Here is a 25198-nt window from a genome sequence, read left to right on the forward strand (position 1 = left end):
CTTCGACCACGCTATCAACAACTTAGATAACATCAACGAAAACGTGAATGCATCTAAGAGCCGTATTAAAGACACAGACTTTGCGAAAGAAACGACGCAAATGACTAAGTCGCAAATTCTATCTCAAGCGTCTAGCTCGATTCTTGCTCAAGCTAAGCAAGCACCGAACTCAGCACTTAGCCTACTTGGCTAATTAGAAATAAAGTTGAAACTGAAAGCTAGGTGGTCAAACACCTAGCTTTCTTTTTATGAGTAAAATTTACCGAATGATTAATTGTATTGATGGTGTAGGTTGTATCATTCAGATGTATGCAATTGGTGTTGAAGGAGCGACACAAATGGTGAGTTGGGGTAAACCTAGCTAAATGGAATACAACTAAATGGTATCGATACAAACCAATATCTCTTCCTCTATTGCTCAGCGACATCTTGGTGAAGCTCAAAGTCAGGCTGTTGATGCACAATCAAAACTGCAATCCGGCTCGCGTATCAACGCGGGTAGCGACGATGCCGCAGGTCTTCAAATAGCCAATCGACTCAAAGCCCAAACTCGAGGGATTGATGCAGCCTTGTCGAATGCGACTAATGCTGATTCTATTGCACAAACTGCCGAAGGCGCGCTGCACGAAAGTACTAATATGCTCCAAAAACTCCGTGATCTTGGATTACAGGCATCGAATGGTGCATTGAGTCGGGATGAGCGCGAAAGTATTCAGATCGAATCGGAGATGCTGATCAATGATCTTGATCGTATTGCATCAGCAACGACCTTTGCAGGGGATGAGCTATTTGATGGCTCTTTTGGAAAGCGTAACTTCAATCTTGGTCCTGATTCGAATGCGGTCTCACTCACGCTTAAAAGCATGTACACCAATATCCCACAGATGGGAGGGCAGTTTACAGAAGCAAATAGTGATGTCGATGAGAATTGGCGAGTCTCTTCTGATGATCAAGGTTTACGTATCAGCTATCAAGATAGCAATGATGAGTCACAAGCGCTCGATTTTAAGCTTAAAGAGGGCGATGATATCTATCAGGTAGCCACCTATATTAACGGGCAGCAGGATGTGGTTAGAGCGTCGGTAAATGAAGAGCATCAGCTTCAGCTGTTCTCTGCTCATGCCAATTCTCCTCAAGGCTTTGAAGTCTCGGGTAGTGCCGCGAATACCTTTAATTTTGGTGATACTCAGTCGATATCGTTAGATGATGTGGACATGACAACAGTCGGTGGAGCGCAGCTTGGTGTTGCGGTGATTGATGCCTCATTGAATTATGTGGACGGGCATCGTAGTGAAATCGGTGGTTTCCAGAACGGAGTCAGCCGCACTATGAACAGCCTCAACAATACCTTTCATCGTATTGCTGACTCAGAGGGGCAAATCAAAGATACGGATTACGCTAAGGTCACTACAGAGTTGACTAAATCTCAGATGCTTGAACGTGCGACATCAACACTGCTCGCACAAGCGAATCAAGATACGGGTACCGCTCTTTCTTTATTAGGCTAATTTTCCCAGACAACAAAAAACGCAGCCGTGAGGCTGCGCTTTTTGAACTTTTGAAATGCTAAGTAAAGATTACTTAGTCACTTTCAGAACTGGAGTTTCACCTACAGTTACAGAACCAGCAAGTTTGTTCAGCTCTTTGATTTCGTCCATGTTAGAGATAACAACTGGAGTAAGAGTTGATTTTGCTTTTTCTTCTAGAAGCGCTAGGTCGAAAGTGATGATAGTGTCACCAGCTTTAACAGTTTGGCCTTCTTCTGCTACGCGAGTGAAGCCTTCGCCTTTAAGTTCAACAGTATCGATACCGAAGTGAACGAATAGCTCAACACCGTCGTCAGACTCGATAGAGAATGCGTGGTTAGTTTCGAAGATCTTACCGATAGTACCGTTAACTGGAGCTACCATTTTGTCGCCAGCTGGTTTGATCGCGATGCCGTCACCAACGATTTTTTCAGCGAAAACAACATCTGGCACGTCTTCGATATTTACGATTTCACCAGATAGAGGTGCGATGATTTCGATTGCACCAGCGTCAGCGCTGTCATCAGATACTAGCTTCTTAAGTTTGTCAAACAGACCCATTGTGTCATGCTCCTAACGTTTAGTTTTATTCTGTAGAATATACTATACCAATCTAGCAAATTAGACGACTTTTTTTAGTCGTCTAATCATATTAAGCCATTGGTGATTACTGAGTTTTCTCAGCGATGAACTTTTCTACTACTGCTTGGATTTCTTCAGCAGTTGGTAGAGAAAGTGCTTCATCAGCCATTGCTTTAACTTCTGCGAAGTTAGAGTTGCGGATAACTTTCTTCACTTTAGGGATAGAGATACCGCTCATAGAGAACTCATCTAGACCCATACCTAGTAGAAGCAGTGTTGCACGCTCATCACCTGCAAGCTCACCACACATACCAGTCCACTTACCTTCAGCGTGAGACGCATCGATAACCTGCTTGATTACTGTAAGAACAGCAGGAGACAGTGGGTTGTAAAGGTGAGAAATCATCTCGTTACCACGGTCTACAGCAAGTGTGTACTGAGTTAGGTCGTTAGTACCGATAGAGAAGAAAGCAACTTCCTTCGCTAGGTGGTGCGCGATAGCTGCCGCAGCTGGAGTTTCAACCATTACACCGATTTCAATCTCTTCATCGAATGCTAGGCCTTCAGCGCGAAGCTCAGCTTTGTACTCTTCGATAGCTTTCTTCAGTTCACGGATCTCTTCAACAGAGATGATCATTGGGAACATGATGCGAAGCTTACCGTGCGCAGATGCACGAAGGATACCGCGTAGTTGGTCACGTAGGATTTCGCGACGATCCAAGCTGATACGTACTGCACGCCAGCCTAGGAACGGGTTCATCTCTTCTGGAAGATCCATGTATGGTAGATCTTTGTCGCCACCGATATCCATAGTACGGATGATCACTGACTCACCGTTCATTGCTTCTGCAACTTCTTTGTACGCTTGGTACTGCTCTTCTTCAGTAGGAAGTGCATCACGGTCCATGAATAGGAACTCAGTACGGTACAGACCAACGCCTTCACCACCGTTACGGATGATGCCGTCACAGTCTTTAACAGTACCAATGTTACCGCAAACTTCTACACGGTGGCCGTCTAGAGTTTCTGCGTGTAGATCTTTAAGTTTAGCTAGCTCTTCTTTTTCAGCTAGGAATGCAGCTTTAACTGCTTTTGCTTCTTCAAGTTCAGCTTCTGATGGGTTGATAACAATCTTGTTATTCATCGCATCAAGAATAAGCATGTCGCCGTTCTTCACTTTCTTAGTGATATCGTTAGTACCAACGATAGCAGGAAGCTCTAGTGAACGCGCCATGATAGATGTGTGAGATGTACGACCGCCGATGTCACAAGCGAAGCCTAGTACGTAGTCTAGGTTGATTTGTGCAGTTTCAGATGGCGTTAGGTCGTATGCTGCTAGGATAACTTCTTCATTGATATCGCTTAGAGAAACGATATTGATGCCTAGTGCATTTTTAACAAAACGAGTACCGATATCACGGATATCAGTTGCACGTTCTTTTAGGTATTCGTCGTCTAGTGACTCAAGCGCAGATGCTTGCTCTTCGATAACCGTGTGAATTGCGTTATCAGCGTGCATCTTGTCGTTCTTGATGAGTGCTAGGATTTCTTCCTCTAGCTCTTCATCTTCAAGAAGCATGATGTGACCTTCAAAGATCGCCTCTTTTTCTTCACCGAAAGTCTCAAGCGCTTTTTGCTTAACAACTTCTAGTTGAGCTGCAGATTTGTTACGTGCGTCAAAGAAACGCTGAACTTCTGCTTCAACTTGGTCATCAGTGATAGTGTTAGTGTTTAGAACGATTTCATCTTCTTGAAGTAGTAGTGCTTTACCGATAGCAATACCAGGAGATGCTAGGATACCTGAAATCATAGCTTTACCTTAAGTTGGTCAACTGTAAACGGGAGAGTGTGTGACTTTTTCCGCTTGGCGTTATGCCGAGCTTATTCTGTTCTATTTCGAACAAAGCCACTTTGCAGTGGCAAAATGGCTTTGAAAGAAGGAGACCGAATTAGTGTAGTTGGTCCATTAGAGCAACTAGGTGGTCTACAGCTTGCTGAGCTTGTGGGCCTTCAGCAGAAATAGAAACTACAGTACCTTTAACTAGGCCTAGAGTTTGTAGTTTGAATAGGCTCTTAGCGCTTGCGCTTTTACCGTTAGAAGTCACAGTGATGTCTGCGTCGAAAGATTTTGCTTCTTTAACGAACTGTGCAGCTGGACGAGTGTGAAGACCGTTTTCTGCTGTGATTTCTACTTGCTTCTCGTACATTTTATATACCCCAATTAATTTATTATTTGTAAAGTTTATAACCAAGTTTAGCTTAACTTCTTTGACATGCATGCGCCAGAGTGTAGTACGCCATGTTCGTGTTTGAACAGTTTGGTTAAAATTTTATCCAGCCATGGTGCTCTTTTGTGAGAACTCACGACTTTCAGAATCTGGTTTATTGCTTCTTTTATTTTGAAGCGAAAAATAAAACAGGGGTGATATTACCAAAGGTGAGGCAGGGATCAACAAAAAAGCCCCAATTAGGGGCTTTTTTAGACCAAATATTGATTTGACCACATATTACTGTTGGTTCTCTTTGTCGGTAAAAATGCCGGCAAACAGGGCTGTGCTGAGGTATCGTTCACCTGAGCTTGGTAAAACTGTAACAATTGTTTTCCCAGCAAATTCAGGTAGTTCCGCTAGTCGGTTCGCAGCAACAACGGCTGCACCAGAAGAGATACCAGCTAGGATGCCTTCTTCAGCCATTAGGCGTTGTGCCATTTCAATTGCTTCTTCTGAAGTCACCGACTCAACACGGTCTACAAGCTCTAAATCAAGGTTACCAGGGATGAAACCTGCGCCGATACCTTGGATTTTGTGTGGCGCTGGCTGAATTTCATCGCCTGCAAGCGCTTGTGCAATCACTGGTGACTCTGCTGGCTCAACTGCTACAGAAGTAATTGCTTTGCCTTTCTCACCTTTAATGTAACGGCTTGTACCAGTAATCGTACCGCCAGTACCAACACCCGCTACAAATACATCGATCTCACCGTCAGTCGCTTCCCAGATTTCAGGGCCAGTAGTCTTCTCGTGAATTTCTGGGTTTGCAGGGTTGTTGAATTGTTGAAGAAGTAGGTACTTCTCTGGATCGCTTGCAACAATTTCTTCTGCTTTTGCGATCGCGCCTTTCATGCCTTTAGCCGCTTCTGTTAGCTCAAGGTTAGCACCTAGTGCTTTAAGTAGCTTACGACGCTCTAGACTCATCGACTCAGGCATAGTTAGCGTTAGTTTGTAACCACGAGCTGCTGCAACGAAAGCAAGTGCCACACCAGTGTTACCACTTGTTGGCTCTACAAGCTCTACGCCTGGCTTAAGAGTGCCAGCTTTTTCTGCTTCCCAGATCATGTTCGCGCCGATACGACACTTAACGCTGAAGCTTGGGTTACGAGCCTCCACTTTCGCTAGTACATTACCTTTACTTACTTTGTTCAAACGAACCAGTGGTGTGTTACCGATCGTAAGGGAGTTATCTTCGTAAATCTTGCTCATGGAATATTCCTTCATTTGATGACAGAACTAAACGCGGCATATCAATGACTTAGTCGTCCCGTTTATTTCAATGTTTGTTTAACTTGAATTTAGATTAAACAAGTTGAAAAAAAGGTAAAAGGATTAAAAAGTTATATCATATAGATATGTAGCAGAATGCACGCCCATTTTGATAGAAATCAGTGATTCAACAAAATGAGCGAGAGTTCTGCTAATAATAGAAGAGGTTAGCGAAGGTGAGTAAATTGCCCTTTGTGTTCTGATACCCACATAGCAGTCGCGCCACATACTGCTACAGGTACAACAATCAGATTAAGGATTGGAATGGTTGTGAAAATAGAAACCAATGCTCCAAATCCATAGCTCTTACCTTGCTTTTGTTTCAATGAGCTTCTCATATCATCAAAGCTGATTTTGTGGTTATCAAACGGGTAATCTGCGTATTGAATTGCCAGCATCCAAGCTGTAAAAATGAACCATAAAAACGGCGCGACAGTTTGACCAAGAGCTGGGATCAGCAGCAATAAGAAAAGCCCGATTGCTTTTGGTAGTGTGTAAACCAGCTTGCGCCATTCACGAGCCAGGATACGCGGCGTATCTTTAACCACGTCCATTAAGCCATCGTCATTCACTTTTTTGCCCGTTAAAAGTTCTTCTACTTTCTCTGATAGTAAGCCGTTAAATGGGGCGGCGATGAAATTCGCTAAGGTACTAAAGAAGTATGAGAAGGTGGCAAGAATGGTCAGCGCCAGCAGTGGCCACAAAACATAAGTCAACCAAGTGAGAAAGCTAGGAAGGCCTTCTAACCAGCCATCAATCCAAGTATTGAGGTTAGAAAAGATGTAAAACAACGCGCCACCAACCAACAATACGTTAGCTAATAAGGGCATCAGTACGAATTTACGGATACTTGGAGAAAGAGCGATTTTAGCGCCGAAAATGAAATAGCCGAAGCCAGAGCGAGGAATCGATAAATTAGTCATATTGAAATATCAGCTCACATAAGGGGAGTTGGTTAAATAGCAAACACCTATAGTGTACTCGACCGATATTAAGAAAAAAAGCGTGGTGAAAATCACATCAACTGAGGAACTTATTGTATTAAGTTGTTCTAAAACAGTAGCTACTTTTGATACAGTAGTGAGATTGGTCAAATTAACCTAACTGATATAGCGACCTGAAAATTCAGGGTGACTATGAAAGCTGAGAGCGAAAAATGCAGGAATTGCGATTTGTACTCATTATTGTTGGCGCATTAGCGATCGCCGCATTATTGTTCCACGGATTGTGGACGAGTAAAAAAGAAGGGAAAGCCAAATTTGGTGATAAGCCACTTGGCAAGCTCGACAACGACAGCTTAGATGACGTGGGCGCCATGCCAGAGCGCTCTTTCGCGCCAGAAGACGACTTCGAGATCATTCGTAAAGAGCGTAAAGAACCGGACTTTGCTGTATCACCAACAAATGCAGACCCATTGATTGATTCAGATCCGCTGACTTCAAGCCCATCGGCGAAAAGTGAGCAAGAGGATCTTGAGTTCAACGATCTACCATCTTTCAGTGTTGAGACTCCTGTTAAAGAAGAGCCAGAATTTCAAACAGAGGCACCCGCTGAGCCAGCTGTCCCAAGCTTTGAGTTAACTGAAGAGCAAAAAGAGAGCCACGCTGACTTTAAAGAGCATTACGGCGCTATGTCGCAAGAGCCTGAGTTTGACACTCAGCCTGTTCAACAGAATTTGCAACAGGAAGACACAGCACCAACCGTTGAAGCGGCAACTGCTGCACCTCAAGAAGCACAAGAAGATGACTTGGGCTTGGAAGTGATTGTACTAAATGTACATTGTGCCGGTGAAACGCCGTTTGTAGGTACTGAGCTTTTCCGCAGTATGGAAAACAATGGACTAACCTATGGTGAGATGTCTATTTACCACTGCTTCGCTGAAGCGGCAGAGACTCCGAAAGTGATCTTTAGTGTCGCGAACATGATGCAGCCAGGTACGTTAGAACACGACAACCCTGCAGACTTCACAACCAAAGGCATTTCGTTCTTTATGACGCTGCCTTGTTACGGTCAGGCTGATCAGAACTTCAACGTTATGTTGAGTGCAGCACAACAAATCGCTGACGATTTGGGTGGTAACGTATTGGATGAGTCGAGAAACCTGATGACGCCAAACCGCTTGTCTGAATACCGTAAACAAATTCGAGACTTCATGGCTAATCAAAGCGCTTAGTAGACAATGTAAGCCTTACAGTTAATCTATAATGATAGAAAGGGCTCCTGATGGGGCCCTTTTTGATATTTCAATCTGACAGAGAATGATATGAAAGAACCCATTCAAAGTACTTTAGAGCAGTTAAAAGAGACTCTGCACTATCATGCCGTTCGCTATTACGTTGAGGATAGTCCAGAGATCCCAGACGCAGAATATGATCGATTAATGCAGCAACTGCTGAAGATTGAGCAAGAAAATCCAGAACTGGTCACCGTTGACTCGCCAAGTCAGCGTGTTGGTGGAGCACCGTTGGATGGCTTTACTCAAGTGACCCATGAAATTCCGATGCTCTCTTTAGACAATGCTTTCTCTGATGAAGATTTAGACGCATTTAACAAGCGTATGTCTGATCGCGCTCCTCTGGCTGACTTAACAACATTCTGTTGTGAGCCAAAGCTAGATGGATTAGCGGTGAGTCTTCTTTATGAAAATGGCACGCTTGTTCAAGCTGCCACTCGTGGTGATGGTACAACCGGTGAGAACATCACTGAAAACGTTCGTACCATTAGCTCAATTCCGCTCAAGCTTCAAGGTGAGGGGTGGCCGACACGTATTGAGGTGCGTGGCGAAGTCTTTATGCCGAAAGCGGGATTCGACAAACTGAATGAACAAGCACTGAAGAAAGGCGAAAAGGTTTTTGTAAACCCTCGTAACGCCGCGGCAGGCAGCCTACGTCAGTTAGACTCTCGTATTACGGCTAAGCGTCCGTTAGCGTTTTATGCTTATAGCGTTGGCGTTGTTGAAGGTGCTGAGCTTTCAGGTAGCCACTACCAACGTTTTCTTCAGTTGAAGAGCTGGGGCCTACCTATGTGCCCAGAGACAAAACAACTGAGCTCATTAAATGACGTGAAAGCATACTACCAAGACATTATGGCTCGCCGCGACGCGTTAGCTTATGAGATCGACGGCGTAGTGATCAAAGTCGATAATATTGCGGCTCAAGAGGTTTTAGGCTTTGTTGCTCGAGCTCCGCGCTGGGCGATAGCTTACAAATTCCCGGCACAAGAAGAGATCACGTTACTTAACGACGTAGAGTTCCAAGTCGGTCGAACGGGTGCAATTACACCAGTAGCGAAACTGAAGCCTGTGTTTGTTGGCGGTGTAACGGTAAGTAATGCAACTCTGCATAACGCAGATGAAATAGAACGTTTAGGCGTTATGGTTGGCGACAGCGTGATTATTCGCCGTGCCGGTGATGTGATCCCTCAAATTGTTGCTGTAGTGGCGGAGCGTCGCCCTGAGACTGCAAAAGAGATTGTTTTCCCTGAAGCTTGCCCTGTGTGTAGCTCTGCTGTCGAACGTGTTGAGGGTGAAGCTGTGGCTCGTTGTACAGGCGGACTAGTGTGTCAGGCGCAACGTAAAGAAGCGCTCAAGCACTTTGTTTCGCGTAAAGCACTGGATGTTGACGGCTTGGGTGAGAAAGTGATTGAGCAGTTGGTTGACCGTGAAATGGTTGAAACCCCAGCTGATCTCTTTAAGTTAAGTGCTGGTGTCTTAACTGTGCTAGACCGCATGGGGCCGAAATCAGCGCAAAACGTGGTGAATGCATTGACCAAAGCGAAAGAAACGACGTTAGCTCGTTTCTTGTACTCTCTGGGTATTAGAGAGGTTGGTGAGGCAACGGCAATGAACCTTGCTCAGCACTTTAAGTCGCTTGATATGGTTCAGACTGCGACTCACGAACAACTCGTAGAAGTGCAAGATATCGGTGATATTGTTGCTAGTCACATTACCAGCTTCTTCTCCCAAGAGAAGAACCGTGAAGTGGTTGATAAGTTGCTAGAGCTAGGGCTCACTTGGCCAGCAATAGAAGCGCCTGTAGAAGGGCAGTCACTACCACTTGAAGGTAAGACGGTAGTTTTGACGGGCTCCCTCTCTCAATTAGGACGTAGCGAAGCTAAAGCAGCCCTACAAGGACTGGGTGCAAAAGTAACAGGCAGCGTTTCTAAGAAAACAGACATCCTATTTGCTGGTGAAGCGGCAGGTTCTAAGCTCACTAAGGCACAAGATTTGGGTGTTGAAATAAGAAATGAGCAAGACTTAATTGACCTACTTTCTTAATTAAATTGCTCTAAAAAAAGCTAAAAGGCACTCCCAATGTGGAGTGCCTTTTTTGTATGTGGCCATTAAGTTTCACTCTTTTTATCTGAAGAAAAATTTGTGGCTATATTAAGTCAGATTTTGGGACTGTGAGCTTGCTCAATAATAATAAAATACCGTTCTGTCGCTTATCTATTTGCGAGTGATATCACTTTTTATAAAGTAATTTTTATTTTAAGTGATTGTTTTGTAATGTTTTAATTTTTATTTTTTAAAAGGTTTGGATTTTGTCGATCAGGATCACTAAGTCATAGATAAATTTGCACCAACTCATATTTTTTTAGATGAAAATTAAGTTCTCATTGATCTTTTTAAGGGCAAAGTTAGTCTTAGTGACATGGATGCACGCAGTGTATACCCAGTAAGGAAAAAGAACCTCGGGCGGTTAGAGGTTCTAAACAAGAAAAGGTATTTCTCTCTACGGCGGCCAACTTTAGGTGAGAAATAATCAAACAGCTATATCCATTTTTAGGAGTTTTATTCCATGGACAAATTTTTCAAAGTATCTGCGCTAACTGCAGCTATGGTAGGTGCACTATCAGCTGCTCCAGCAATGGCAAATGATCCTATCGGCCCTGAGTATGCTAGCCAAGCATCTGAGTTTTTCTCTGAATCGACGATTAGCGGTAACCTGAACTTCTTCATGCGTGCTCGTGATCGTGGTGATGTTGATGCTAACGGTAACGATACCCCAAAAAAGACTAACTTAGACCACGGTTCTATATTCGCTAATCTAGGTTTCCACTCTGGTTACGTAGCTGATGTAGTTGGTTTTGATGCGGTTATTTATAGCACATTCGACATGTGGGCTGGTGAAGATACGGGTGGTTCTTTCGAGCATGAAATGAACTTCTTTGATTGTGATTCAGCATACGGTGCAGCTACTGGTTGTGATTCTTTCAACACTGACAACGGTGTTTCTTTCGCAAAAGCAGCTCTAAAATTCAAGTTTGGTGAAAATGTAAACGCACAACTTGGTTACTTCCAACCAAGTGTACCAAGTACGCTAGGTGTTAACTGGTCGTTTGCTCCAGGTACTTACCGTGGTGGTGAAGTAGGTGGTAACTTTGGTGACTTGTCCGTTGGTTTGGTTTATGCGGATCAATATAAAGCACCTTGGTTTAAAGAGACTTACGAATTCCGTGATGGCTCTTTCTGGGGAAGCCCAGGTAAAGACGTTGGTGATGTATACTCTGTAGGTGCTCGCTACACATTGTCTAACGGTATTTCTTTCGATACTGGTTATGGTGCTCTAACAGACGGTGACCGTAAAAACTTCCACGTAAAAGTTAAAGGTACAACTGATGGTGGTTTGTACTGGTCTCCACAACTTTACGTAGTTGAAGATGATAACCAATTCGATAGCACAGCATTCCAAGCTGCGTTACTAACGTCTAAATCTGTTGGCCAGTATAGCTTCCGTGCAGAAGCTACGTATACAGTAGCTGACTCAGAAGATACACGTGGTAACGTTGGTAACATGTCTTACCGCCTGACAGAACAATACGGTGGTTCAAACGGTGCTTATGAAATCTGGTGGAACAACCGTTCTGACTTTAACCACGATGGAGAGTACGCTTTCTTCCTATCTTCAACTCGTGATTTCTCAGATGTTGGTGGTAAAGGGTTCAGTGCTGGTGTAAGTGGTGCTTACGGTGCAGGCGCTAAAGCTGATGGTTATGATGAACTAGTTGAATACGCGTACAGCTTCTTCGCTAACTACGCAATCCAAGCTGGTGCGCTTAAAGATGCTAACATTAGCTTCTACTACACTAACTTCTTCAACGATTCAGATGCTCCAAACTGGACTGGTTACTCTAATGCATTCCAAGATGAGACTGACTTTAAACTAGCGCTAACAATTCCATTTGGCGTTAAATAATAGAAGTTTGATTAGATAAAGCTGGGCATTTGCCCAGCTTTTTTGCTTTTTAGGAGGTATTGATGAAACGTATTATTCCTACTCTAATATTTGCCTTAGCTTTATCCGCTTGTAGCCAAACACCAAAAACAGCTGCTGAATTTTGGTACGGGCAAGGAGAACGCTTTGGTCTACATGGTTATGCTATGGAAAATGAATCTCTTGAAAGCGTTAAAGAGAATGTCCCGTTTGATGAAGCGGCATATAGACAAGGGTATTTAAAGGGAAAAGCGGAATACTGTGACCCATTTAAAGCATTCGAAAAAGGCATACGAGGTACTCGATATACAGGTCAATGTGAAGGTTTGCCAAACGAAGATATGCTTAAAGCAGAATGGCAACGAGGCTGGGATACATTTATTGGCGCCGATTTCTATCGGTTCAGATAATACAAAAAGCAGGCAAGCGAGGTTTAGTAGCCTGCTTGCCTGTTTTGTTATTGATGTGTACCACCATGCGCTTTACACAATTCGCGAGGAAGGTGTTTAACAACACCGTCGCTAAATGTACATTGCACTCCTGCTCCAAAGACCTTACCTGCATTTTGATTTGCCAAAGCGAGTGGTGTCGAAAATATAAATATTGTTGCTAACGCTAGAGTTAAAATTTTCATCATCGTTATCCTTTTCTCACTTACCAAAAATGAAATAAATAGCATTCAAACGTCATGCTTAATATCACAGTATGTACATGGCCAATAAAAGATCAAAATAATATATAAATTTTAAATGAAAAATAACAATGGATTATTTCAATAATTTAATCAGTAACTTATTGAAACTAAGTAGCACCTATTTCTTGATATTTGCTCGTTTAATTCAAAATTCCGTGAAACTGACCATAATTCGCAAGCTTTATTTTCTCTTATTATCTTTACTACGCCTCAAGCGTATTTGGGTGTATGATTTGAGCGTAATATGATGATTTATGAGTGAGGAAAACGGCCTTACTCTGTTAATGATTTGAGTAATATCATGAATATAAGTGAAGTTGCTAAGCTAACTAGCCTATCCACGAAGTCGATTCGTCTTTACGAAGATAAAGGCGTGATTTCAGAGCCGATGCGCTCAGAAAATGGCTATCGAACCTACACTCAGAAGCAATTAAAAGAGTTGAGCGTGGTTGCCAAGGCAAGAAGCGCCGGATTTTCTTTAGAAGAGTGTAAAGAATTGGTCGCTTTAGCTGACAATCCATGCCGAGAAAGTGCCGATGTCAAAGCTAAGGCTCAAAGTAAGCTTGATGAAGTGAATCGAAAAATTGCGGATTTGATGGCGATAAAGACAACATTAGAGGAGTGGGTTGAGAAGTGTCCTGGAGATACTAACAGTCATTGCCCGATCATTAATGATCTGGTCGATGAGTAATAGATTAGGCCATTAGTATAGTACGTAGTGTCACATACATCCTAATGGCCTAGTGGTTACTTGTTGACTGGTGCGATAGTGAGAACGATACCATCAACCGCTGTGACCACTACTTCGGTTCCTGCGGTTATGTCAGTCGCAGTAATAGCTGACCAAGTTGTATCGCCAAGTCGGATTCGACATTTACCTTTCTGAATATCATCTTCCAATCGAGTCGTCTTTCCTATCAACTGTTTATCGCGTTGATTGAGAACTCGAGCTTTATCTGACTTACGATCACTTTTTAGTTGTCGGCGCCACCATAACCAGGTAGTGATTAGAGAGAAACTGGCGAAAGAGAGCCATTGCATTTGCCAGCTCAGCGGTAAAGCGCCAAGCAGCGCACCGACAATCATTGCTGAGATGCCAATCCAGAGAAAGTACCCTGCAGTGCCCAATAGCTCTAATCCAAGTAGCAGTAAGCCAAAAGCAAGCCAGTGCCAGTGGTTCACCTGATCTAATAGTTCAATCATCAGCTACTCCTTGTTATTTGTTCCTTTGTGAGAAAACATTTCAGCAATACCCGCAACTGAGCCCATTAGCCCCGATGCTTCTAGTGGCAGCATGATGATCTTACCATTTTCTGCTTGGCCAATCGATTTAAGCGCATCGGTATAACCTTGAGCGATGAAGTAGTTTACCGCTTGCATGTCACCTTGGGCTATCGCCGTAGATACCATTTCCGTTGCTTTCGCTTCTGCTTCTGCAGCACGCTCACGCGCCTCTGCTTGAAGGATAGCCGCTTGCTTTTCACCTTCTGCTTTTAAGATCTCTGATTGTTTGTGACCCTCTGCTTTCAGGATCTCAGCTTGTCGCACACCTTCCGCTTCTAGGATGTCAGCACGTTTGTTACGCTCAGCTTTCATTTGTGCGTTCATTGCTGCAGTCAGATCTGCTGGTGGTTGCACATCTTTAATCTCGATACGAGTAACTTTGACGCCCCAAGGGTTGGTGGCCTCATCAACGATGTTTAATAGCTTGCTGTTGATCATGTCACGTTGGCTTAGCATTTCATCCAGTTCCATTGAGCCAAGGACGGTACGAATGTTAGTGAGCGTTAGGTTGCGAATTGCGTGCTCAAGATCGTTAACCTCATAAGCGGCTCTTGCCGCATCGATCACCTGTACGAAACAGACTGCATCGATAACAACGTTCGCGTTGTCTTTAGAGATAACTTCTTGTGCTGGAATATCTAATACACGCTCCATCATGTTGATCTTTTGACCAATGCTATCAATGAATGGAATGATCAAATTCAAACCAGGTTTGAGGGTGTGGGTATAACGACCGAAACGTTCAACGGTCCAGTTGTTCCCCTGAGGGACGGTTTTTACACCAGCGAAAATAAATAGAAGGGCAACAACGGTGAAGCCGCCGATAGTAATCAGAGTATCAATAGCCATACAAAATCCTTGTTTAAACGAGTCTTCAATTTTACTTTTAAAGATAGTGGCTTAATTTTGTACTCTGAGCAAATTTATAAATGAGAAATGGGCCATAAAACCTTGATTTTATGGCCCATTTTGAATTTTTATCGCTTGGGTGACTCTCTAAATTATTGAGTGTTTACGCAGTAATTGAGCCTAGTAGAGTAGCGAGTAGAGCTGTCTACGGTACTTACTCGCACTGGCGTTACCTTGCCCAAGTGCACTTAGAATATCCATAAAGCTCTTCTTCATGTCGCCGTCTAGTGCGTTTAAGTCTTTCACTAGATATGACCACAGCAACTCAAGCGCTTCTTCACTTCGATTGACTTGGTGATATTGTAGTGCGAGTTCCGCAGCGATTTTCGCATCGCTAGGGTTAGCTTGTAGGTTCGCTTCTAATGCTTGAATCTCAGGACTATCGGCAGCTTGTTTATGCAGCTCGAGTTTTGCCACTAAGCCTTTGAAGTAGTTGTCTTGGTATTCTAGCGGGATAGCAGCGAGTTGTGCTTCCGCCAATTCAAACTGTTGCGTTTCTAGAAGACATTCGGCAATCGCTAGTTTCACTTCGCCTTTATTGGTGAGCTCTTCTGGCAGCTGCTGCATTGCAGTCAGAGCTTGTAGGTGTTCTCCTGCTTGCATCTGCTCCAAAGCTTGACGAAGCGCTAACTCATCTTGGCTAGGAAGATGCTTGCTTAGCATACCAACAATTGCTTCTAAAGTTTGAGGACCACCTAGGCCGTCTACTGGCTGTCCATTAACGAATAGAGCAATAGTAGGCAGTGCTTGTACGCCAAATTGGCTCGCAATCGCTTGTTCTTGCTCGCAGTTTAGTAATGCCAAGGTAAATGCACCATTGTACTGCTGGGTAAGCGTTTGCAGGTCAGGGATGATCTGAGCGCTCTCTTGGCTCATTGGTGCCCAAAAATGGATCAGAACAGGTGTCTGCATCGAACCTTCTAATACCTGACGAAAGTTCTGTTCATTGAGTTCAACAATATGCGGCGATTGCATCGGCGTTCCTTGAGTTTAATTGAGTGCTAACAACACTATGGGGGCAATCATCGTAATTTCAAGGTGAAAAGGATAAGAGAAATCAGAGGTTAATAATAAAAAACGCTACGTTTTCGGCGCCGTTTATTAGGGCGCGAAAGCATAGCGTCATTTACCAATCAGGTTGGAGGTGCGATCCCTGTTAGTACTCAAAACAGCAAAAATAGGGTGATGGCAACACTCACACCAACCCAGTTTAAGGTGTTAAGAGTCATGAATGTACCTTCAATGGATACATCAAGCAGGGGCGCTTGATGCTACGATGTGAATCATGACATCTTATTGTTACGAACAAATTACATCGTTACATTATTTTTGCGATTTATTCGATTATTTGTTGTTAGGCTGCTTTACGTAAAATCGGATCCAGCCAGCGGTTGGGTAGCAGGCGTTTTAGGATCGCAAAGATCTTTGTTGGCGTCGTGACTCGATAACGTAGCTTTGGCTTGTCGGCAGTGAGCGCATGATAGACAGGCTCAACACAGCTTTCAGGAGGAAGCACGAAACGGTTGCCGGATGTTTCGTTTTCCAGTCTCTGTTGTTGCTGTTGATAGTACTGACTGTGAACACTACTGGTTGGATTAATCCAACGATTGAATGCAACCAGAGCGTTGCGTCGAAACTCCGTCTCAATCGGACCTGGTTGAAGCAGGGAAATGTGGATACCGCTACCATGAAGCTCAAGCCTTAGGGTATCTGTCCATCCCTCAATCGCAAACTTAGAAGCATTGTAAGCACCCCGATATTTCATCGCTGCGAAACCAAGTACTGAGCTGTTTTGAATGATTCGTCCTTCACCACGTTCACGCATACTAGGAAGCACTAAGCGAATCAGATGATGCCAGCCAAAAAAATTGGTTTGGAATTGGTCGCGTAACCCTTGCGTTGGTAGATCTTCTAACGCGCCCGGTTGGCCATAAGCGCCATTATTAAATACGGCATATAGGCCATTAGGGGCCAACTCGAATGCTTGTTCTACACCTCGCTCAATACTCTGTTCATTGTTGAGATCGAGTTGAATGCAATCTAACCCTTCCTGCTGGAGTTTTATGACATCTTGCTCGTTGCGGCACGATGCAATCACATGAAAGCCTCGTTGTTTGAGGGCGTGAGCACAGGTGTAGCCAATACCGGTTGAGCATCCAGTAATCAATATTGATTTCGTCACGGGGGGTCCTTTCCTAGGGTCTGTTACCTTTCCCTAGGTTAAAGGAATTAGTCTTGATGTTGTAACAAGTTTTTCAATGCAGGTTCAATTCTTGAGTAACTGAATATAAAGCCCATTTCAGTGAGTTTCTTTGGTTTAGCGCGAATGCTGTCAAACAGTAGGCATGAGGATTCGCCCATCATTAATGACATAGCCCACTTCGGCGTGAATAAGATGTGTGGTCGACCAAGCTGCTTGGCTAGGGTGCGACTGAACTGTTTGTTGGTGGCAGGGTGAGGGGCGCACATATTGAATTCCCCTTGAGCGTGGGGGGTGTTGAGCAAGTGGTTGATTGCTCGGATCATATCGAGAAGGTGGATCCAGGGCATATATTGGTTACCTGAACCTAACGGCCCACCCAAACCAAGCTTATACGGCAGTAGCATTTTCTTTAGTGCGCCACCGTGTTCTCCCAAGACAATCCCCGTTCTGAGTAGCACGACTCTGGTGTTGTCTGATTGAGCACGCCTGGCTATCTCTTCCCAGTGCGCACACACCTTATGCGGGAAGCTATCGTCTGAAACATGCAGTGCCTCGTCAAAAGGGTGTTCTTGTTGATCGCCGTAATAACCGACGGCGGACCCACTAATAAACACGCTCGGTGGGTTAGTACTTGCGTGAATCAGTTCAACGATTTTCTCGGTAATGTGCCAGCGACTTTGACAGATACGCTCTTTCTGTTGTGAGCTCCAGCGTTTATCGGCAATGGGTTCACCAGCTAAATTTATTACCGCGTCATAGTTATTGAGATCAGAAAGCTCATCCAACGATGTGATGTAGTGAAGATTATTTTGATTGAGGTGGCTGAGTGCGCTCTGTGCTTTTGACGGATCTCGAGTGAGCAGTGTCACTTCGTCTGTCTGCCAGCTTTTGATCAATTCTGAGCCAATAAACCCAGTGCCACCCGTCAACAATATCTTCATACCAACCTCCTCTTAATTTATTAATTATAGACCCGGCTTGTTTTAGTCTGCCAACCAATACGCAGAAAACTATATAACGATCATAAGGTTTCATTCATGTGATAGCGCAAAGAGTGGAATAGATTACGCGTTAACTTTAGTGGGTGGTTGTGTTCACAGTTTAGCGAAAATGTTTCAATATGTTACCGAGTGCTTAATGCGAGTCACATAACAACGAGGGATAATTTGTCATGCTTATTTGAGAAGTGACACTCACTGTGTGGTTAATTTGCCCGCACTAACTCGATAGCCAAGGAGATTTGATGACAGCGATACTTGCTTTGATGAAAGCCATGCTCGGTAGCCTAAGAGATTTGCTGCCCATTGTCGTTGTTATTGCATTCTTTCAACTGGTGGTGCTGCAAGAGCCACTCCCAAATCTATTTTCAATCTTAAGTGGTCTGTTGCTCGTTGTGCTGGGGTTGACCTTTTTTATCTTTGGACTGGAGATGGGGCTCTTTCCTATTGGTGAGTCGATGGCACAAGCGTTTGCCCGCAAAGGTAGCGTCATGTGGCTGTTGATCTTTGCGTTCTGTTTGGGTTTTGGCACCACTATCGCAGAACCCGCATTGACAGCGGTCGCTGATGAGGCTGCAGAAGTCGCGGCAGAGGGTGGGGTGATTCCTAATTCTAACCAAGAGATGGAAGAGTATGCCAACGGCCTTCGTGTCACAGTAGCTCTCTCTGTTGGACTAGCGATCGTGCTTGGCGTGCTGCGTATTCTTAAAGGTTGGCCGATCCACTTCATGATCATTGGCGGCTATGTGGGCGTCGTCATTCTGACTGCGTTTGCTCCAGAGAACATAATTGGTATCGCCTATGACTCAGGTGGGGTAACCACATCAACCATTACCGTCCCTCTTGTCACAGCGTTAGGGGTTGGCTTGGCTTCTTCGATAAAAGGCCGTAACCCTATGATTGATGGGTTTGGTTTGATTGCCTTCGCCTCTCTACTGCCAATGATGTTTGTGATGGTATATGGGATGGTGATCGCATGATGAGTCTGAATCTATTTTTCGATACATTCCTAGGCACTGTGACAGATGTGATCCCGATTGCCGCTATCATTTTCGGCTTTCAGTTGGCCGTTCTTCGCAAGCCGGTTACCAATCTGATGAGAGTCATTCTTGGCTTTTTTTACGTCATACTGGGTTTAACGCTTTTCTTAATGGGGCTAGAACTTGCCTTGTTCCCATTGGGAGAGACGATGGCAATGCAGCTGACGGCTCCAGACTTTTTGAGTAACTTTAAATTCAGCGATGGTCAGCAGCTTGGCTGGTTCGACTATTATTGGGTCTATCTTTTCGCCTTCTTTATCGGCTTTAGTACCACGATTGCTGAGCCTTCACTTATCGCTGTTGCTATTAAGGCGAATCAGGTCTCTGGTGGCAGTATTAGTGTCAATGGGTTACGTATTGCCGTCGCGTTAGGGGTGGCCATTGGTATCTCTTTAGGGAGCTATCGGATTGTCGCGGGCGATCCTATTCATTACTACATTATCTGTGGCTATGTGGTGGTGGTCATTCAGACATTTTATGCACCGAAGCTGATTGTACCCCTGGCGTATGATTCAGGAGGTGTCACGACATCCACGGTTACAGTACCTTTGGTCACCGCATTAGGGCTCGGCTTGGCGTCGACAGTCCCCGGCCGAAACCCAGTAATCGACGGCTTTGGTTTGATCGCCTTTGCCAGCCTCTTCCCTATTATTTCTGTCATGTGTTACGCACAAATCACTCAATGGCTTAATAAATCACAGCAGGCAGAACCAAAGAACGCTCAGCCACAAGAAGTTCAATCACAAGAATATAAGGAGCAGTAGATGCGTTTCAAACTCATTTTAGCCTTTGTTGAAGACAGTAAGACGGACATCGTTCTTGATGCGGCGCGCGGTGCTGGGGCGACAGGCGCAACGGTGATCAGCAATGCTCGTGGAGAAGGGCTTAATCAAAAGCGAACATTTTTTGGGTTAACGCTAGAGGTTCAGAAAGACGTACTTTTATTTGTCGTTGAGGAGCACTTGTCTCGCCATATTCTCGAAACCATCAGTGAGGTGGGTGAGTTCGACCAAGAATCGGGGCAGGGGATTGCGGTACAGATTGACGTTGAGGATGCCGTCGGCGTAGCCCACCAAGTTGAAACATTAACCAAGGTTGTTGAGGACAAGCTATGAGCGAACAACAAACAATGTGCGTCGCTGACGTGATGGCGAATACCTACATTATTGTGGATGGATTGATCACCGTTGATGAAGCGATCAGGTTAGCTAGGCAGCATCAGGTCAAAGCGCTCATCGTTGATAAACGTCACGATGGTGATGAGTACGGTATTGTGTTGATGAATGATATTGCTAAACAGGTCTTGGCTAAGAATCGAGCGCCGCAACGGACTAATATCTACGAAATCATGACTAAGCCTGCGTTGAGTGTATCAGCGGATATGAATGTTAAGTATTGCGCTCGATTGTTTGAGCGTTTCGGTGTGAGCCGAGCGCCAGTGATTCAAGAGGGAAAAATTATCGGCATGGTCAGTTACAATAATATCGTGATAAATGGCATGGCGAAGGATGACGTGAAGTAAGTGTAACCGTACAATAGGCCCATAGTTTTTATGGAGATGTACGCGTGAAATTATTTTTTGCTTCAGACTTACATGGTTCGCTACCAGCGACTGAAAAAGTGCTAGAGCTATACAAGGCATCCGGTGCCCAATACTTAGTGCTATTGGGCGATACACTAAATCATGGGCCAAGAAACCCTGTCCCTGAAGGTTACAATCCTCCAGCTGTTGCGGATAAATTAAATGAGTTTGCTTCGCAGATTATTGCAGTACGAGGTAACTGTGATAGTGAAGTGGATCAGATGCTGCTTTCGTTTCCTATGATGATGGATTACTCGTGGGTGTTGTTGCCTACGGGACAGCGTATCTTTCTGACCCATGGTCATCTGTATAACACCAACAAGCGTCCTCCATTGAATTCAGGTGACGTTATTGCTCATGGCCATACTCATATCCCTGTTGCAGAGTACCAAGATGAAATTTTCATCTTTAATCCAAGCTCTGTCACCTTTCCTCGTGATGGCCACCCAGCCAGTTATGGTCTCTATGAGAACGGATTGTTTTCGGTCGTGAGTTTCGATGGTGAGGTGCTGAAGAGCGGCACTCTGTAACAGAATCCGCTTTCAATCTACTTTAATAACCTACCCTGAAAACATAGGGTCTGCGGCTATTTCGAGTCGACGTGGCCCAAATCTCGCTCTGGAGCAATAATATTACGAACTCTCTGTTTGAGTATTTTTGCTTCAGGGAACCCACCTTCGGCTTTTCTGTCCCAAATTTGTACTCCGCTACAAAAAATCTCGAATCGACCACCTGTATCTGGACAAAGCGTGACAGCGCCAAGCTCTTCACTAAAGGTGTGTAGAAGCTCTTGAGATAACCAGCTAGCGCGCAACATCCAATTACACTGGCGACAGTAATAGATAGTGACTGTTGGCTTATCAGAAGCTTGATTAAGAGTAGATTGTTCCATGTCGTGTTCTCTCATCGGTGGTATGGATTCGTTCGTTTTACTAAACACATAGTCATAGATAGCAAAAAGGGGCGTCATGCCCCTTTTTTATCTTAAATATTGAGTGACTTAGTTAGAAAACAATACTGTAGAACCGTGGTTCAAGCTAGTTAATAACAGTGCCTTTGGATTTACGATATCAATTCTTCTACTTTGCTCTGCATCCATTTTGATGACTTGAGTGATCAAATCCAACTGCTGTTGTGAGAAGTCTTGGCGCTGCGCCGAAGTTACGTCTTTAAACTCAGTTGGTGATACTAGTAAGTAGTTGTCGTTGATGTCCCACTGTCCAGTCTCTGAAATGTTGATGACATTGGCTGGTGCGGTTTCTGTACCGTACAGTCTAACAATCGACATTCTTAGATATGTGCCGTTTGGTAGATACTTAGCATTTGAAGATAGCTCTACCTTACGCAGTGGACCAATTGTGTCTTCTTGCTTGTTTTCAGTAATGAGAGTCACCATCTTTGACTGCCATTCATGTGCAGTTAAAAGGCGCTCAACCTTGGCATCGCTGCCCCAATACAACCAACCGCTGAATAGTGCAGAAGCTACGAGTAACGCGAGTGAGATTTTTAATTTCATATTACTGGTCACCCTTACAAATTTCACTTAGGTCAGTTTGGTTAGCGTAAAGTCTTAGTGTGATGTTCTCACTTGAGTACTCTTGCGCATGGATGTAGTTAAGAGCCAAGTTATTGGTTTGACCGCCAGTCGCAATGATCTGTGTCGGTTTGAGCTGACCACCATGCTCTGCATTGTAGTGCGTGACACATTTTTCAATCGCAGGAATCCAGCCCGATAAATCTGGGTGATTAATTGGTGATTGGATCTGTACACCGTCTACTTCTGTCAACGTTCGGAACTCAGACTCAGCAGGATTCGTAAACGTAACAACTAAGATCGGCAGTAGAACCGCTAGGAAGCACAGTGCGCGATATAGCCATTTATTTTCAGCAGGTGAAGCTGCATTAGCACTAGCGCTTTGGCTAGGGACTTCAGGCTTAGCGGCTGGTGTTGGAGATGCAATTGGCTCAACAGGTGCTGCTTCAGCGGTTTCTTCAACTGGATTTTGTGTTGAACTCACTGCTTCCGCTACAACTTCTTGTTTTTCAATTGAAGCGGTTTGATCGCTTGATGAAAACGGCGCTGAACGTTCTACCGTAGCAATAAACTGGTAGCCACGCTTTGGCACAGTCTTTACAAACTCTGGGGATTTGGTCGAGTCTTTGAGCATTTTACGCAGCGTAGAGATTGCTTGGGTTAGGCTTGAGTCGTCAACCTCAAAACCTTGGTCACGCCATACGTATTCGTGAAGTTCGTTTCGAGTGATCACTTCATTCGGTCTTTCTGAAAGCATAAGGAGAATGCGGCTTTCATTGCTGCCTAAACGAACGATCTCGCCTTCGTTGGTCTGATCAACGAGGGAATTACTATTAGGGTCAAATACAAATCGCTGCGCGAGAATAAACTTTGTGCCGATATTGCTCATTGAACTCTTCTATGTTTTTGAGTGGTTTTTTGGATGCGAAATAGACAAATTGCGAAGGAATTCAGCTTCAATTCCATCTAAATCATGATTCTTTTATGTTCTTTTATATTTATGATCCTTAGCATAATAAAAACAGATCAAAAAAACAGTGTTTTTATGATTTTTGACCTTGAATTTACAATTGTCATCCTCATGTTAATGAACATGCTGGGGGGACAAACAGAACATCCTTCCGATTTTGACGTTTAAAGTATAGATGTTTTGGAGTAAAAATGAGCGAAACAGCAACGCAAAATAAAGAGACTCGTGGCTTTCAATCAGAAGTTAAGCAGTTGCTTCACTTGATGATTCACTCACTATATTCAAACAAAGAGATCTTCCTTCGTGAACTGATCTCAAATGCATCTGACGCTGCAGACAAGCTGCGTTTCCAAGCATTATCAAACGGTGATTTGTACCAAGGTGATGCTGACCTTGGCGTGAAGCTTTCTTTCGATGCTGACGCAAATACCCTAACCATATCTGATAATGGTATTGGTATGAGCCGCGAAGATGTGATCGAGCATTTAGGTACGATTGCAAAATCAGGCACGGCAGACTTTTTCTCTAAGCTTTCTGAAGACCAAAGCAAAGACTCTCAATTGATTGGTCAATTTGGTGTTGGCTTTTACTCGGCATTTATCGTTGCGGACGCAGTAACTGTTCGTACTCGCGCCGCTGGCCTAGCAAACGACGAAGCGGTTCAATGGCACTCTGCGGGTGAAGGTGAGTACACAATTGAGACCATCTCAAAAGAGTCTCGTGGTACTGACATCATCCTTCATATGCGTGACGAAGGTAAAGAGTTCCTAAATGAGTGGCGTCTACGCGACGTCATCAGTAAATACTCTGACCATATCGGTATCCCAGTTTCGATTCTAACTGCAGTAAAAGATGACGAAGGTAAAGACACCGAAGAGAAGAAGTGGGAGCAAATCAACAAAGCTCAAGCTCTTTGGACTCGCAACAAGTCAGACATTACTAAAGAAGAGTACCAAGAGTTCTACAAGCATGTTTCTCACGACTTTGCTGACGCTCTGACTTGGAGTCACAACAAAGTTGAAGGTAAAAACGATTACACAAGCCTGCTTTACATCCCATCTAAAGCACCTTGGGATATGATGAACCGTGACCACAAGAGCGGCTTAAAGCTTTATGTACAACGTGTGTTCATCATGGATGACGCAGAGCAATTTATGCCATCTTACATGCGATTCGTACGCGGCCTGATTGACTCAAACGATCTACCGCTGAACGTATCACGTGAAATCCTGCAAGATAACAAGGTAACTCAGTCTCTTCGTGGTGCATGTACTAAGCGTGTACTTACTATGCTTGAGCGCATGGCAAAAAATGACAACGAGAAGTACCTAGAGTTCTGGAAAGAGTTCGGCCTAGTAATGAAAGAAGGCCCAGCAGAAGACATGGCAAACAAAGAGAAGATTGCCGGCCTACTGCGCTTTGCTTCAACGGAAGTGGACTCTTCTGAACAGGCAATCAGCCTAGCGTCTTACGTTGAGCGTATGAAAGAAGGTCAAGATAAGATCTACTACTTAACGGCAGACAGCTACACAGCAGCGAAGAACAGTCCTCACCTAGAGCAATTTAAAGCGAAAGGGATTGAGGTGGTACTGATGTTTGATCGTATCGACGAATTCTTGATGAACTACCTAACTGAGTTCGACGGTAAGCAGTTCCAATCTATCACTAAGGCTGGCCTGGATCTAAGCAAGTTCGAAGGTGAAGAAGAGAAAGAGAAGCAGAAAGAGACAGAAGAAGAGTTCAAGTCTGTTATCGAGCGCACTCAATCTTACCTAGGTGATCGTGTTAAAGAGGTTCGTACAACATTTAAGCTGGCAAACACACCTGCAGTTGTTGTTACTGATGATTTCGAAATGGGTACGCAAATGGCGAAGCTTCTTGAAGCTGCTGGACAGGCCGCACCTGAAGTGAAATACATCTTTGAGATTAACCCTGAACATGCACTTGTTAAGCAAATGGCTGATGAAGCGGACGAACAAGCGTTTGGTCGCTGGGTTGAGCTTCTACTTGGTCAAGCAATGTTGGCAGAGAAGGGTTCAATGGAAGATCCATCACAGTTCTTGGGTGCAATCAATGAACTGTTGTCGAAACGCTAAGCTTTCGACTTTGGGCTAAAAGTCTAATT

At 44.2% G+C, this 25198-nt stretch carries 26 protein-coding genes and 2 pseudogenes; 13 read left to right on the top strand and 15 right to left on the bottom strand.

Annotated features, from left to right (window positions below; genetic code table 11):
• A partial coding sequence (locus VFDL14_RS0123260; RefSeq protein WP_032551813.1) for a flagellin occupies positions 1–193 on the top strand: 193 nt, incomplete at its 5' end.
• 187 nt (positions 194–380) lie between these two features.
• Positions 381–1508: a flagellin gene (locus VFDL14_RS09110; protein ID WP_032551814.1), complete on the top strand. Its 1128-nt coding sequence runs from the start codon at positions 381–383 to the stop codon at positions 1506–1508.
• 69 nt (positions 1509–1577) lie between these two features.
• Here VFDL14_RS09110 and crr read toward each other — a convergent pair whose 3' ends face one another.
• From crr to cysZ, 5 genes are all read right to left on the bottom strand, one after another.
• The gene (gene crr / locus VFDL14_RS09105) at positions 1578–2087 is read right to left on the bottom strand and encodes a PTS glucose transporter subunit IIA (RefSeq protein ID WP_032551815.1); all 510 of its coding nucleotides are present in this window, start codon (positions 2085–2087) and stop codon (positions 1578–1580) included.
• Between the two features lie 106 nt (positions 2088–2193).
• A complete protein-coding gene (ptsI, locus tag VFDL14_RS09100) occupies positions 2194–3918 on the bottom strand; it encodes a phosphoenolpyruvate-protein phosphotransferase PtsI (protein ID WP_032551816.1) in 1725 nt (574 codons plus the stop codon).
• 139 nt (positions 3919–4057) lie between these two features.
• Positions 4058–4315 (bottom strand): HPr family phosphocarrier protein, encoded by a 258-nt coding sequence (locus VFDL14_RS09095; protein ID WP_032552209.1) that lies wholly within the window; start codon positions 4313–4315, stop codon positions 4058–4060.
• A 300-nt stretch (positions 4316–4615) separates the two neighbouring features.
• A complete protein-coding gene (cysK, locus tag VFDL14_RS09090) occupies positions 4616–5584 on the bottom strand; it encodes a cysteine synthase A (RefSeq protein WP_032551817.1) in 969 nt (322 codons plus the stop codon).
• Between the two features lie 227 nt (positions 5585–5811).
• A complete protein-coding gene (cysZ, locus tag VFDL14_RS09085; RefSeq protein ID WP_032551818.1) occupies positions 5812–6567 on the bottom strand; it encodes a sulfate transporter CysZ in 756 nt (251 codons plus the stop codon).
• A 233-nt stretch (positions 6568–6800) separates the two neighbouring features.
• On the opposite strand from cysZ, the gene zipA reads away from it, so the two are divergent.
• From zipA to VFDL14_RS09065, 4 genes are all read left to right on the top strand, one after another.
• Positions 6801–7817 carry a cell division protein ZipA gene (zipA, locus tag VFDL14_RS09080; RefSeq protein ID WP_032551819.1) on the top strand — a complete coding sequence of 339 codons (1017 nt, stop codon included), beginning with the start codon at positions 6801–6803 and terminating at the stop codon, positions 7815–7817.
• A 90-nt stretch (positions 7818–7907) separates the two neighbouring features.
• Positions 7908–9920, top strand: a complete 2013-nt coding sequence (gene ligA, locus VFDL14_RS09075; RefSeq protein ID WP_032551820.1) for an NAD-dependent DNA ligase LigA — start codon at positions 7908–7910, stop codon at positions 9918–9920.
• A 523-nt stretch (positions 9921–10443) separates the two neighbouring features.
• Complete coding sequence (locus VFDL14_RS09070; protein WP_032551821.1) at positions 10444–11841, top strand: multidrug transporter; 1398 nt, start codon at positions 10444–10446, stop codon at positions 11839–11841.
• A 62-nt stretch (positions 11842–11903) separates the two neighbouring features.
• The gene (locus VFDL14_RS09065) at positions 11904–12269 is read left to right on the top strand and encodes a DUF2799 domain-containing protein (RefSeq protein ID WP_032551822.1); all 366 of its coding nucleotides are present in this window, start codon (positions 11904–11906) and stop codon (positions 12267–12269) included.
• 47 nt (positions 12270–12316) lie between these two features.
• Here VFDL14_RS09065 and VFDL14_RS24700 read toward each other — a convergent pair whose 3' ends face one another.
• The gene (locus tag VFDL14_RS24700) at positions 12317–12493 is read right to left on the bottom strand and encodes a hypothetical protein (RefSeq protein ID WP_167332344.1); all 177 of its coding nucleotides are present in this window, start codon (positions 12491–12493) and stop codon (positions 12317–12319) included.
• A gap of 361 nt (positions 12494–12854) precedes the next feature.
• On the opposite strand from VFDL14_RS24700, the gene cueR reads away from it, so the two are divergent.
• Positions 12855–13244 carry a Cu(I)-responsive transcriptional regulator gene (gene cueR, locus VFDL14_RS09060; RefSeq protein ID WP_032551823.1) on the top strand — a complete coding sequence of 130 codons (390 nt, stop codon included), beginning with the start codon at positions 12855–12857 and terminating at the stop codon, positions 13242–13244.
• Positions 13245–13300: 56 nt separating this feature from the next.
• Here cueR and VFDL14_RS09055 read toward each other — a convergent pair whose 3' ends face one another.
• The 5 genes from VFDL14_RS09055 to VFDL14_RS09035 all read right to left on the bottom strand — a co-directional run bounded on the left by VFDL14_RS09055 (position 13301) and on the right by VFDL14_RS09035 (position 17890).
• Positions 13301–13756, bottom strand: a complete 456-nt coding sequence (locus VFDL14_RS09055; RefSeq protein ID WP_032551824.1) for an NfeD family protein — start codon at positions 13754–13756, stop codon at positions 13301–13303.
• 3 nt (positions 13757–13759) lie between these two features.
• Positions 13760–14686 carry an SPFH domain-containing protein gene (locus tag VFDL14_RS09050; protein WP_032551825.1) on the bottom strand — a complete coding sequence of 309 codons (927 nt, stop codon included), beginning with the start codon at positions 14684–14686 and terminating at the stop codon, positions 13760–13762.
• A gap of 180 nt (positions 14687–14866) precedes the next feature.
• Positions 14867–15721 (bottom strand): co-chaperone YbbN, encoded by an 855-nt coding sequence (locus tag VFDL14_RS09045; protein WP_032551826.1) that lies wholly within the window; start codon positions 15719–15721, stop codon positions 14867–14869.
• A 379-nt stretch (positions 15722–16100) separates the two neighbouring features.
• On the bottom strand, positions 16101–16928 hold the full coding sequence (locus VFDL14_RS09040; protein WP_032551827.1) for an SDR family oxidoreductase: 828 nt from the start codon (positions 16926–16928) through the stop codon (positions 16101–16103).
• A 47-nt stretch (positions 16929–16975) separates the two neighbouring features.
• The gene (locus tag VFDL14_RS09035) at positions 16976–17890 is read right to left on the bottom strand and encodes a TIGR01777 family oxidoreductase (protein WP_032551828.1); all 915 of its coding nucleotides are present in this window, start codon (positions 17888–17890) and stop codon (positions 16976–16978) included.
• Positions 17891–18192: 302 nt separating this feature from the next.
• On the opposite strand from VFDL14_RS09035, the gene VFDL14_RS09030 reads away from it, so the two are divergent.
• Genes VFDL14_RS09030 through yfcE form a run of 5 tightly spaced genes read left to right on the top strand, consistent with a single transcriptional unit; the run spans position 18193 to position 21099 of the window.
• On the top strand, positions 18193–18927 hold the full coding sequence (locus tag VFDL14_RS09030) for a DUF1538 domain-containing protein (RefSeq protein ID WP_032551829.1): 735 nt from the start codon (positions 18193–18195) through the stop codon (positions 18925–18927).
• Complete coding sequence (locus VFDL14_RS09025; RefSeq protein WP_050487436.1) at positions 18924–19751, top strand: DUF1538 domain-containing protein; 828 nt, start codon at positions 18924–18926, stop codon at positions 19749–19751. The genes VFDL14_RS09030 and VFDL14_RS09025 overlap by 4 nt, the downstream gene beginning before the upstream one ends.
• Positions 19752–20102: a P-II family nitrogen regulator gene (locus VFDL14_RS09020; protein WP_032551830.1), complete on the top strand. Its 351-nt coding sequence runs from the start codon at positions 19752–19754 to the stop codon at positions 20100–20102.
• Positions 20099–20509: a CBS domain-containing protein gene (locus tag VFDL14_RS09015; RefSeq protein ID WP_032551831.1), complete on the top strand. Its 411-nt coding sequence runs from the start codon at positions 20099–20101 to the stop codon at positions 20507–20509. Before VFDL14_RS09020 ends, VFDL14_RS09015 begins: the two co-directional genes overlap by 4 nt.
• Before the next feature lie 44 nt (positions 20510–20553).
• Positions 20554–21099: a phosphodiesterase gene (gene yfcE / locus VFDL14_RS09010; RefSeq protein ID WP_032551832.1), complete on the top strand. Its 546-nt coding sequence runs from the start codon at positions 20554–20556 to the stop codon at positions 21097–21099.
• A 56-nt stretch (positions 21100–21155) separates the two neighbouring features.
• Here yfcE and VFDL14_RS09005 read toward each other — a convergent pair whose 3' ends face one another.
• From VFDL14_RS09005 to VFDL14_RS25110, 4 genes and pseudogenes are all read right to left on the bottom strand, one after another.
• Positions 21156–21461 carry a SelT/SelW/SelH family protein gene (locus VFDL14_RS09005; protein ID WP_032551833.1) on the bottom strand — a complete coding sequence of 102 codons (306 nt, stop codon included), beginning with the start codon at positions 21459–21461 and terminating at the stop codon, positions 21156–21158.
• A gap of 108 nt (positions 21462–21569) precedes the next feature.
• On the bottom strand, positions 21570–22085 hold the full coding sequence (locus VFDL14_RS09000; protein WP_032551835.1) for a regulatory protein ToxS: 516 nt from the start codon (positions 22083–22085) through the stop codon (positions 21570–21572).
• A gap of 1 nt (position 22086) precedes the next feature.
• Positions 22087–22455, bottom strand: a pseudogene (locus tag VFDL14_RS25105) (transcriptional regulator); the annotation flags it as partial.
• A gap of 164 nt (positions 22456–22619) precedes the next feature.
• Positions 22620–22992: pseudogene (locus VFDL14_RS25110) on the bottom strand (winged helix-turn-helix domain-containing protein); the annotation flags it as partial.
• Positions 22993–23264: 272 nt separating this feature from the next.
• On the opposite strand from VFDL14_RS25110, the gene htpG reads away from it, so the two are divergent.
• The gene (gene htpG / locus VFDL14_RS08990) at positions 23265–25169 is read left to right on the top strand and encodes a molecular chaperone HtpG (protein ID WP_032551837.1); all 1905 of its coding nucleotides are present in this window, start codon (positions 23265–23267) and stop codon (positions 25167–25169) included.
• The last annotated feature ends 29 nt before the right edge of the window (positions 25170–25198 follow it).

Origin of the sequence: Vibrio fortis, from assembly GCF_000695685.1 — a bacterium.
Taxonomy (GTDB): Bacteria; Pseudomonadota; Gammaproteobacteria; order Enterobacterales; family Vibrionaceae; genus Vibrio; species Vibrio fortis_A.

What these genes read in the sequence shown, in the direction of transcription:
- zipA (WP_032551819.1), top strand. Translation starts at nt 6,801, where the DNA reads ATGCAGGAATTGCGATTTGTACTCATTATTGTTGGCGCATTAGCGATC.
- VFDL14_RS09020 (WP_032551830.1), top strand. Translation starts at nt 19,752, where the DNA reads ATGCGTTTCAAACTCATTTTAGCCTTTGTTGAAGACAGTAAGACGGAC.
- cueR (WP_032551823.1), top strand. Translation starts at nt 12,855, where the DNA reads ATGAATATAAGTGAAGTTGCTAAGCTAACTAGCCTATCCACGAAGTCG.
- htpG (WP_032551837.1), top strand. Translation starts at nt 23,265, where the DNA reads ATGAGCGAAACAGCAACGCAAAATAAAGAGACTCGTGGCTTTCAATCA.
- VFDL14_RS09095 (WP_032552209.1), bottom strand. Translation starts at nt 4,315, where the DNA reads ATGTACGAGAAGCAAGTAGAAATCACAGCAGAAAACGGTCTTCACACT.
- VFDL14_RS09110 (WP_032551814.1), top strand. Translation starts at nt 381, where the DNA reads ATGGTATCGATACAAACCAATATCTCTTCCTCTATTGCTCAGCGACAT.
- VFDL14_RS09070 (WP_032551821.1), top strand. Translation starts at nt 10,444, where the DNA reads ATGGACAAATTTTTCAAAGTATCTGCGCTAACTGCAGCTATGGTAGGT.
- ptsI (WP_032551816.1), bottom strand. Translation starts at nt 3,918, where the DNA reads ATGATTTCAGGTATCCTAGCATCTCCTGGTATTGCTATCGGTAAAGCA.
- VFDL14_RS09025 (WP_050487436.1), top strand. Translation starts at nt 18,924, where the DNA reads ATGATGAGTCTGAATCTATTTTTCGATACATTCCTAGGCACTGTGACA.
- VFDL14_RS09015 (WP_032551831.1), top strand. Translation starts at nt 20,099, where the DNA reads ATGAGCGAACAACAAACAATGTGCGTCGCTGACGTGATGGCGAATACC.
- ligA (WP_032551820.1), top strand. Translation starts at nt 7,908, where the DNA reads ATGAAAGAACCCATTCAAAGTACTTTAGAGCAGTTAAAAGAGACTCTG.
- VFDL14_RS24700 (WP_167332344.1), bottom strand. Translation starts at nt 12,493, where the DNA reads ATGAAAATTTTAACTCTAGCGTTAGCAACAATATTTATATTTTCGACA.
- VFDL14_RS09030 (WP_032551829.1), top strand. Translation starts at nt 18,193, where the DNA reads ATGACAGCGATACTTGCTTTGATGAAAGCCATGCTCGGTAGCCTAAGA.
- VFDL14_RS09000 (WP_032551835.1), bottom strand. Translation starts at nt 22,085, where the DNA reads ATGAAATTAAAAATCTCACTCGCGTTACTCGTAGCTTCTGCACTATTC.
- VFDL14_RS09065 (WP_032551822.1), top strand. Translation starts at nt 11,904, where the DNA reads ATGAAACGTATTATTCCTACTCTAATATTTGCCTTAGCTTTATCCGCT.
- cysZ (WP_032551818.1), bottom strand. Translation starts at nt 6,567, where the DNA reads ATGACTAATTTATCGATTCCTCGCTCTGGCTTCGGCTATTTCATTTTC.
- VFDL14_RS09005 (WP_032551833.1), bottom strand. Translation starts at nt 21,461, where the DNA reads ATGGAACAATCTACTCTTAATCAAGCTTCTGATAAGCCAACAGTCACT.
- VFDL14_RS09050 (WP_032551825.1), bottom strand. Translation starts at nt 14,686, where the DNA reads ATGGCTATTGATACTCTGATTACTATCGGCGGCTTCACCGTTGTTGCC.
- cysK (WP_032551817.1), bottom strand. Translation starts at nt 5,584, where the DNA reads ATGAGCAAGATTTACGAAGATAACTCCCTTACGATCGGTAACACACCA.
- VFDL14_RS09035 (WP_032551828.1), bottom strand. Translation starts at nt 17,890, where the DNA reads ATGAAGATATTGTTGACGGGTGGCACTGGGTTTATTGGCTCAGAATTG.
- VFDL14_RS09045 (WP_032551826.1), bottom strand. Translation starts at nt 15,721, where the DNA reads ATGCAATCGCCGCATATTGTTGAACTCAATGAACAGAACTTTCGTCAG.
- crr (WP_032551815.1), bottom strand. Translation starts at nt 2,087, where the DNA reads ATGGGTCTGTTTGACAAACTTAAGAAGCTAGTATCTGATGACAGCGCT.
- VFDL14_RS09055 (WP_032551824.1), bottom strand. Translation starts at nt 13,756, where the DNA reads ATGATTGAACTATTAGATCAGGTGAACCACTGGCACTGGCTTGCTTTT.